Origin of the sequence: Hymenobacter arizonensis (assembly GCF_900115775.1) — a bacterium.
Lineage (GTDB): Bacteria > Bacteroidota > Bacteroidia > Cytophagales > Hymenobacteraceae > Hymenobacter > Hymenobacter arizonensis.
In genome coordinates, this window is sequence record NZ_FOXS01000001.1 from 1,547,125 (window position 1) to 1,556,606 (window position 9,482).

At 54.6% G+C, this 9,482-nt stretch carries 4 protein-coding genes and 1 rRNA gene; 3 read left to right on the forward strand and 2 right to left on the reverse strand.

Going from position 1 to position 9,482, the window contains the following annotated elements; genetic code table 11:
• Positions 1 to 19: 19 nt before the first annotated feature.
• Positions 20 to 2,152 (reverse strand): hypothetical protein, encoded by a 2,133-nt coding sequence (locus tag BMZ66_RS06425; protein ID WP_143080077.1) that lies wholly within the window; start codon positions 2,150 to 2,152, stop codon positions 20 to 22.
• 426 nt (positions 2,153 to 2,578) lie between these two features.
• On the opposite strand from BMZ66_RS06425, the gene BMZ66_RS06430 reads away from it, so the two are divergent.
• Entirely contained in the window at positions 2,579 to 5,461 is a 2,883-nt protein-coding gene (locus tag BMZ66_RS06430; RefSeq protein WP_092670129.1) for a PA14 domain-containing protein, read from the forward strand.
• Positions 5,462 to 5,755: 294 nt separating this feature from the next.
• Complete coding sequence (locus BMZ66_RS06435; RefSeq protein ID WP_092670317.1) at positions 5,756 to 7,201, forward strand: amidohydrolase; 1,446 nt, start codon at positions 5,756 to 5,758, stop codon at positions 7,199 to 7,201.
• 1,564 nt (positions 7,202 to 8,765) lie between these two features.
• Here BMZ66_RS06435 and BMZ66_RS25070 read toward each other — a convergent pair.
• On the reverse strand, positions 8,766 to 8,963 hold the full coding sequence (locus BMZ66_RS25070) for a hypothetical protein (RefSeq protein WP_143080078.1): 198 nt from the start codon (positions 8,961 to 8,963) through the stop codon (positions 8,766 to 8,768).
• A gap of 301 nt (positions 8,964 to 9,264) precedes the next feature.
• Between BMZ66_RS25070 and BMZ66_RS06445 the strand changes: the two genes are divergently transcribed.
• Positions 9,265 to 9,482: ribosomal RNA gene (locus tag BMZ66_RS06445) — 16S ribosomal RNA — on the forward strand; the annotation flags it as partial.

A 9,482-nucleotide genomic window follows, 5' to 3' on the forward strand; every position in this document is an offset into this window, starting at 1 on the left:
ATCCAAAAGTCTTACCGCCTCATTTCTTCTTGGCAGCCTGGGGCTGCGCTGGGCCGCTGGTAGCCGCAACACCCGCCAATGGCACAAACACGGGCAGCTCACTAAGCGGCACGGCCGCCGCGCCGTTCTTCGTCGTCAGCTTGGCCTGGGCCATCCGGTCGGCCCCTACCACCGGGGTAAAGTATACTCCCTTCGATTCAAGAGTCAGCGCATACGTGCTTTTCTTATCATCTTCCACCGGCAGCCATAGCACCGCCATGCGCTCCATCCCATCAGCCCAGATATCAACCCGCGGGTTCTCACTCTTTCTTTCCTGAAACTTGTATTTGCCCATCAGCGCCTGGGTCTGCATCAGAAAATCAGCCGCCGGCCGGCGGGTGTTGTCCGAGTTCAGCATGCCGCAGGACTGGTATATATAAGGCACCTTGCCATTATCGTCGAACGCTTGGTACCACGCAATGCCGTCGATGCCGTGGGCCGCTACCTCCAGCAGCGTTCGCAACGACCACACCCCTTGCGTTAGGTGAATGCGGGCCTGCGGAATCAGCTCGCGCTTGGGGTAAGCAGTCAAATCACTGGCCCGGACCGCCGCCAGCGGCGACTGCGGGTGCACGTCGTAGCCGGTTTCAGTAATCACCACGGGCTTGCCCCCGCCGTAGATATTCGAGAAATCGACCATACGCTTGGCTGCTGCCCCCAACCGGCTGTTCTCTGGGGCAATGCCCCGAGTCTGCTTGCCGTTGTGCTGGGCCCCGCCGCCGTCGGTGGCATACTGGTGGTAGTTCCACTGGTCCAGCGGAATGTCGAGGGTGCCGTCTGGCTTGTAGCCGCGCGTTTTTTTCCAGCAGTCTATCATGCCCCGGAAGGCATCGGGCGTGGCTTTGGCTAGGCCAGCATTCAGCACAATGGCGCTGGGGTCGGCGGTTTTGATGCCGCAGGTAGGTCCCAGGCGCCCCTGAGCCCCGTCGTACACCACCGACTGGTGCAGGCCCATTTTCCAGCCGCTCATGTAGTGGCTCAGGCCTTTCCAGTCTTTGTCGAGCTCGTTGTGCGCCTCGTAATAGCGCACGTAGCCTAGGCCCTTGCGGGGCTGGGCCACCGGCGCGTTGGGGTATTCCGGCACGGTATATAGCTTCAGGTTGGCATCCGGAATGCTTTTGTTGAACCCATAGCGAGCCGCCATTTGGTAGGCCGCTTCGCCCGAGGGTTTGTAGGCCGCCTCCTGCATGTAGTCGGCGGTAAAGTTGTGGGGTGACGCATCCACGTCGAGAAACTCCTTGCCCTCGTAGCTGTTTTTGGGCCAGGTCTCCATTTCTGGCTTGGTGGCATGCACAAACGTGAGCATCAATTCCTTCCTATCGGCACGGGCCCGGCCGGCCACCTTGTCCAGATTCCAGTACCGGAACTGGTGCTGCCCCACTGCCGGGACAAACTTTTCCAGCTCTATGTACATGCGCAGCACGCCCCCAAACACGTCGCGCATGGCTCCATATTTCGCTTCGCTAATGGAGCCGCCGTCGGGCATATTGAAATTCCAGGGGAAGGCATTGGTCCCCGTGAAATCGGCCAGCGGGGCTCGCGGCCGCTGGTACTTAACCGGCTTAAACGGCCGGTAGTCGCCCACAATCTCAAGCTTGGCAGGCTGCGCGTTTTTCGGCCCGCGCAGCACCAGCCGCTCGTACACCACATCGCGGGGTAGCTCCACGGTTTCCACTTCGTTGTAGCGCTTGCCCGTAAAGGTGTGCACCAGCTTCTCGGCGCCTCCGCTGCCACGAGCCACAGCGTAATAACGCTGCCCGGGGTCAAATTCGCCCTTGCCGTCCAGAATACGCAGCTTTAGGTTCTTGGTGTCCCACTGCGGCGGAAAGTCAATCACAATGGTGTGCTCATTCAGCAGCAGCCCGTGGCCGGGATTAAACGTGTTGGTGGGGTCCTTATCCTTCGGGAAAAACAGCTCAGTGGGCGGTCCATTCACGTTGTTTTGCTGGTACACTATGGTGCTTAGGTCCAGGGGCAGCACCCCGTTCACATAGCCTGGCTCGCCGGTGGGCACGGGCGCTGTTGGCACTCCGCCGGCGTCCATCGATTGCGCCGACGGCGAAGAACAACTGATTGTGGCCAGCAGAAGGGCAAGCGTAAGAACAATTTTCATGCGAACTGAAAAGGTTATCAACTCTTGAGGTTACGCAAAAAGCCGAAGCGGGGTACGGGCAAGCCGTGAGTCAACCCTTGCTGCCCTGCGCCCGGCATACATCCCTCGCAATTTTATATGCCCAATAGCCTGTGTTAACTGGCTGTTGAACCTGCCTAGGCCCTGCCTCCTTTGTCCAAATTCACGGCAAGATTTAGCTGTTATATTTTCTTCATCCTATTTTGTACAAAAGATATAATAAATGGCTTATCATATAATATTCCAAGGAAATTTAAAGTTTTACGACGACTTCACAAGGTTTCTTCATAAGTTCAAGTAGCGAATCAGAGACAGTCGAACAATAGCATAATACATTTTAATATGCAATTAGTTTAATTCTTTTCGATTCATAATCTATTCACTTACCTCACTCATCATTATTAGCGCATGAAACACCTCTTCCAAAAGCTAACCTTCATTGCCCTTTGTTGGCTGTGTCTTGCCGGGCCTTCGGCCCTGGCCCAAACCGCCGACGAATACGTGCGGCCATACACCGAAAACTACCAGTACGGCGCTAACCTCGGCTACTATGGTACCACTTGGACTGATGAAGCCCTCGCTGGTTTGCTGCAGGCAACGGGCGGCCACTCGGTGCGCCCTACCCTGCCCGAGTGGTTTGTTGAAGCGTTCGGCTACAAAATTCGCGTCAACGAGTTTGACAACTACGTTAATAAACTGGGCATGAAGGAACTGACCTGCTTCATCGAAGGACCTTCCGATTCGCACCGCGACTGGAATACTTATTCTGACAAGGCCGTCTCTTCAAAATTGTTTGCCAATCTATACGCTCCTATCTGGAACAGCGATGGCACCGTCAATCCGACCAATTACTACGCCATCTACGTTTACAAATTGCTGCTCAACTACGGCGACAAGGTTCGTTTCTGGGAGGTACTCAACGAGCCCGACTTTGCCAACGGCGCTAGCGCCGCCGCTTGGCTTACCCGTGCCCCTACCCCCGACGAGCAGTTGAACACCCGGGCCCCGTTCTACCACTACATCCGCATGCTGCGCATCACCTACGAGGTGGTTAAGAAGTACCACCCCGAGGCCTACGTATCGACCAGCGTGGGTTACCCAGAGTACGTGGATGCCCTGATGCGCTACACCGACAACCCCAACGAAGGCGCTGTCACCCCCGAATATTCCCGCAAGGGCGGCGCTTACTTCGACGTGCTCAGCTACCACGCCTATCCCAACTATGCGCTACACAAATGGGACAACGACTTGGGCGGTTTCCGCTACACCCGCACTTCTGACTATTCGGCCAACAGAGTCATTCAATACAAAGACGAAATGGTGGCCGTGCTCGACAAGTATGGCTACAACGGCACCACCCACCCCAAGAAACTGCTGACGCTGAGCGAATCCAACGTCAGCCGCCGCACTTCCGGCGACCGCACTAGCTCTGACGAGCGGCAGCGCAACTTTGGCATCAAGGCCTTGGTGCTCACCCAGAAGCATGATATCAAGCAATTCTACCTGTACCAAATTGGCGAAACCGTAAACGCGCCTGCCCCGGGCACTTCTGTGTCAGGCGGCGAAGAAATTGGCCTGATGGGCCTCTACGAAAACCTTAAGCGCGACGGGCCCGGCTCCACCAAAATCCTCCAGCTAGGCCGCGCCTTCTCCACCACTTCCAAACTCCTCTACGGCTACTACTACGATGCCGCCCGCACCACCGCCCTTGCCCTCCCCAGCAACATCGACGGAGCTGCTTTTCGCAAAGACGGCCAGTACATATATGTATTGTGGGCCAAGGCCCTAATCGACAACGTTGAAGAGGCCAATGCCACCTATAGCTTCCCAGCTGCTACCAATGTGGGCACCGTGGAGCGCTACGAGTGGGATTACTCCCTCAACGGCACCAAAACCTCGCAGCCGGGCCAAGGCATCGAGCTCACCACCACGCCATCTTTCTTCATCGGCACGGCCGCTCCGCCCCAAGTAGCCTGCTCAGCTACTGGCACGCTCCTGCGCGAGCAATGGGATAACGTGTCTGGCACCACCATCGCCAGCATTCCGCTCAGCCTGCCCGCCACCAGCTCCGCCGCCATCACTCAGTTTGAAGCTTCTAGCCAAACGGCCTACAACTACGCGGCCCGGGTGCGGGGCTACATCTGCGCCCCCGCCACGGGTGCATACACCTTCTCGATAGTGGGCGACGACGCCGCCGAGCTCTACCTGAGCACCGATGCCGACCCTACCAAGAAAGTCCGCATCGCCTCCTGCGCCGGCTGGACGGCCAACAACCGCGACTTTACCCGTATGGCCAGCCAGCAGTCAGCTCCCATTCAGCTGGTAACCGGACAGCGCTACTACATCGAAGCCCTGCACAAACAAGGCTGGGGCCCGGGCTACTTGGCCGTGGCTTGGCAATTGCCCAACGGTACCCGCCAAGAGCCTATCCCAGGCAGTCAGCTCTCTCCTTTTGTCGTTGCGCCCACTACCCCGCCCACCACAGTTGCTTGCGAAGGCACGGGCAGCCTGCTGCGTGAACATTGGCGCAATGTATCCGGCACAGCAATTGGTACCATTCCCACCTCAACTACTCCGAGCAGCAGCGCCGCTATCACCCAGTTTGAAGCTCCCGCGCTTAACGAAGCCAATTACGCAGCACGGGTCCGTGGCTACCTCTGCCCGCCCCGGTCCGGTCCTCACACCTTCTGGATAGTAGGCGACGACGAAGCCGAACTCTACCTGAGCACCGACGCCGACCCGGCCAAGAAGGTACGCATTGCCACGTGCAACACTTGGACCGCCTCCAACCGCGACTTCGCCCGCTACCCCAGCCAGCAGTCGGCCACCATCCAGCTGCAGGCCGGCACGCGTTACTACATCGAAGCCCTGCACAAACAAGGCTGGGGCCCGGGCTACCTAGCCGTGGCCTGGCGCCAGCCCGATGGCACTCGCCAAGAGCCCATACCCGGCGACGTACTCATCCCCTTCGTTCCAACCCAGCCCATTCTCACCGAGCAAATAGCTTCCTCCAAAGGCCTGGGCAGCCAAGCCACCGAGCTTCTGGCTTACCCCAACCCCTTCACCCACCAGGCCACGGTTCAGTTCAACCTAGCCAGCACGGGCAAAGCCAGCTTAGCCATCTACGATTTGCAGGGCAAGCTCGTCCGGCAGCTCTACACCGGTCAAAGCGAAGCGGGCACCACCCAGCGCTTTACCCTCGAAGCCCAAGGCCTGAGCCATGGCCTATATGTGCTACGGCTCGTCACCGATAATAATGTTTTAACCCAGAAGCTGGTGTTCGGCCGATAATCGGAGATTGGCAGGCGCAAGCCACCTGTCGTTATAAGAAAAGCCCTGCTTTATTCACCGTTCCCAAGGCGGTGAATAAAGCAGGGCTTTTTCAATGTATTGCCTTACCACAGCACAGCGCTGCCGGCTATCTTACCTCTTTGTATGTACACCGGCGTCAGACTCCTCCATTCCTAATTCCTAGTTATATAATAGGAGTGTTTGCAGTCCTGAAAGATTGTGCCGCTACCAATGCTAATTTCGGCCGTACCCGGCTCTGGCAAATTCCCCCCGTTTCATACCCTGGTTTCCAACATGAAAAAGTACTCCCTGCTCTGCCTCTTAAGCGCCGGACTGCTGGCATCCCAGCCAGCCCTGCCTCCCGCTGCCGATGTCGAGGCCCTGAAAAGCCAGGCCGTGCAAGACCTTCAGGCCCGCTACGCCGACTATCGCCAAATAGCTCTCCGCATCTGGGGCTTTGCCGAAGTCGGCTACAAGGAAACCAAAAGCTCGGCCCTTCTCCAAAAATCCTTGCGCGACAACGGCTTCTCCGTTCAGGCCGGCGTAGCCGACATTCCCACCGCCTTCGTCGCCACCTACGGCAGCGGCAAACCCGTAATTGGAATCTTGGCCGAGTATGATGCCCTACCCGGCCTGTCTCAGCAAGCCGGAGCCGAAAAGAAGTCCGTCCCGGGCCTTGATGCCGGCCACGGCTGCGGCCACAACCTCTTCGGTGCAGCCAGCGTGGCCGCCGGCATCGAACTTCAAAAGCTCATCAAACAAGGGAAGCTCAAAGGCACTATTAAGGTATACGGCACGCCAGCCGAGGAAGGCGGCAGTGGCAAAGTGTACATGGTACGCGCCGGCCTCTTCCGCGACGTCGACGCCGTGGTGCACTGGCACCCCGGCAACGAGAACCGCGCCATGATGAATAACTACCTGGCCAACAGTTCCGCCAAATTTCGTTTTCACGGCGTAGCCTCCCACGCAGCTGCTTCTCCTGAGCGCGGCCGCAGTGCCCTAGACGGCGTAGAGGCCCTCAACCACATGGTGAACATGATGAGGGAGCACATTCCGCAGGAAACCCGCATTCATTACGTCATCACCAACGGCGGCAAAGCGCCCAATGTAGTTCCCGACTTCGCCGAAGTCTACTACTACATCCGCCACCCCAATCGCGACAATGTTAAGGAAGTATTTGCGCGCGTTGTGAAAGCAGCCGAAGGCGCAGCCCTCGGCACCGGCACCACCATGGATTATGAAATCATCGGCGGCACCCACGACCTCCTCCTCAACGAGACCCTCGCCATGGCAGTACAGCGCAACCTCGAGCGCGTAGGCGGCGTCGCCTACAGCCCTCAGGAGCTTGATTTTGGCAAAAAGCTACAAGCTTCGCTGGGCTTCCCCGCGCCCGCTGTTGAAAGCGCTTCCACTATCGCAACGTTCGCCACGGTCGATGGCGGTGGTAGCACCGACGTGGGCGACGTTAGCTATGTAGTGCCCACCGTAGGGCTGCTTGCTGCCACTTGGATTCCCGGTACCCCTGCTCATAGTTGGCAGGCCGTTGCCTGCAGTGGGCAGGAAATCGGCACCAAAGGCATGCTTGTCGCGGCCAAAACCATGGCTCTCACAGTTATCGACCTACTTACGGACCCAGCATTGCTTGCAAAAGCAACTACTGAGTTCAAGCAGGATGTAGGAAGTTACGTTTACAAGCCACTGCTAGGAGACCGTAAACCCGCTCTCAACTACCGGGACTAATCATTCCAGTCCATACCCCTCAAGCTTCCTCCAGTTGGGCCAGCTTACCAATGCTAAGCTCACGCCCGGCCGACACAACATATATAAAGAGTCAAAGGCCTCTTCAACACTTCAACCATCCGCTTATAGCGCCTACTTAACTATTGGGTATAATTATATACTCAATAGTTAAGCCGTATGAGTGTGTTGCATACCCGTAGCCGCTCTCTTATTATAAGCACTCTGCCCACGGCCCGAACCTCCCTGCCGGGAAAGCGAAGCCATCATTTCTTGCCGCAATTGCAGCATTTGTGCTTGGCGCTCTGCCTGTTTGCGTGCGGCGTACGCTTCGTGCGCCATGTCTAATGCAGTTTTCATGTCAAAAGTTATGGTTAATCTGTAAATGTTTACAATGATACACCCTTTTTTGTTTTTACAACAATTTTTTTCACACTTTTTATAAATAAAGTTTAAATTAGCTTCTTATTAAACGTATATTGCTGTTAAATAGATAATTACCATAACAGTGCTTTAGACACAGAGCAAAGAATTATTGCCCAAATGCTAACCTGACCACTGTGTCATTTCCCATATTAGCTTCCCTTCCTCGCAAACTGCTTTCAAACCGTAGCTAGTGCTACTACCAGCACAACGCACCCTTTGCTTATCGCCCTCGTCTGCTCCCAAATGCTACCTCATGCGGCAACCCCGCCTGCATTGCAGGGCTTCCCTGTCACAGTCTCGTCGGTCAGAGTCCCCCTCTAGCCCTTTGGGTAAATCATAGGCCGTCCAGTCATCTGGCACAAGCTCTGTTACTATATATAGCAAAAAGGACCGCATTCAACAGTCCTGAAGTACCAAGGCTATGCTTAGGATGCTCTTCAGCATAATATTGATAATTCCGAAAGAAGAGGTTACAATAAAAACACTAATGCTACCCACCCACTGTATACTCTTGTCTGCTCCTTGCCCTTAAAAATGTGTACCCAACACTGGCTCCCTAGTAGGACGACCGTTCCGTATGCTACCAGCGGTTAATCACCCCACACCTCTCCATTAGCGTGAGTAATGCGGCCAGTGCAAGAACAATAGCTGCCTTAGGTAGGAATTCATGCACCCAAAAGTTGCCGTTGCTTTTTCGTTTCATCAATGCAAGCTACAAAGAGCCCCGACCTGACTTCATATACCCACACTTTATAAGCACACAATCAATCCTTACATCTTACGCCTTAGGATACCAGGAGCAAAGTTGCTTCCTTATGCATCCAGCCTCCTCAACAACTGCACAAACAGCCCAACACTTCTAACTTTCTCAGATGGCCAGTTTTGTTTCAAAAAATTATTTGAATGCCGCACGCACACCTCCTCACGTTGGCTACTAGCATTTAGACAATGGCTAGGCAACAGTTTTTCAAAAGAGCACCAACTAATTACAAGTACATGCTCAATCTCTCTTCCCCGTTTCAGTTAGTACCTGCCAAATCTTTAGACTCAGAACAGCCAGAAACGAAAGACAAAATTTATCGCGCCCCCTTGCAGGGATAGAAATCCTCTCTACCTTTGCACCCCCAATCAGAAAGAAGCTTCAATCGGAAGAAAAATCTGAAAAGGAATGAACGAAAGAGTTGGCACCAAGGTTTACCCCTAGCTCAGCTACAGCAGTTGATTTTTCAAACGGAATTAAAAATTCTTTTGAAAAATAAAAAGTTGAGAAACTTGTCAAATCAAAAAGTCTTCTTACCTTTGCACTCCCAATTGAAAACAGCGCTTCAAACGGAAGCAAAAAAGTAGAAAGGAGGTGAACGAAATGCTTGCTTATAGATGTTATTAGCTCGGTCCGGCAGGGCAGAATGAACAACAGAAGAAGCTAGCCGCATACCATACTGATACAACTACGGAAGTATTGGCACTGTTGACCCAACTGGGGTTGGCACACGTTCTTTGAATGTTTGGAAAAGACAAATTGGTAAGACCTGTTTTTAGCAGGTTGACAACCGAGCGTAACATAGAAGATGAACTCGTTATATACGAGTCGGATTCGCACTCGACATCAGCCCGTGTTCGCACGGGTGTAGGAATATTTTACAATGGAGAGTTTGATCTTGGCTCAGGATGAACGCTAGCGGCAGGCCTAATACATGCAAGTCGAACGGTTCTTAGCAATAAGAATAGTGGCGCACGGGTGCGTAACGCGTAACCAACCTACCCAGTTCTGGGGGATAGCCCGCCGAAAGGCGGATTAATACCGCATAAGACCATAGAGTGGCATCACTTCGTGGTTAAAGATTTATTGGAATTGGAT

Excerpts from the sequence above, each read along its gene's own strand:
- BMZ66_RS06425 (WP_143080077.1), bottom strand. The coding sequence starts at position 2,152 with ATGAAAATTGTTCTTACGCTTGCCCTTCTGCTGGCCACAATCAGTTGT.
- BMZ66_RS06430 (WP_092670129.1), top strand. The coding sequence starts at position 2,579 with ATGAAACACCTCTTCCAAAAGCTAACCTTCATTGCCCTTTGTTGGCTG.
- BMZ66_RS06435 (WP_092670317.1), top strand. The coding sequence starts at position 5,756 with ATGAAAAAGTACTCCCTGCTCTGCCTCTTAAGCGCCGGACTGCTGGCA.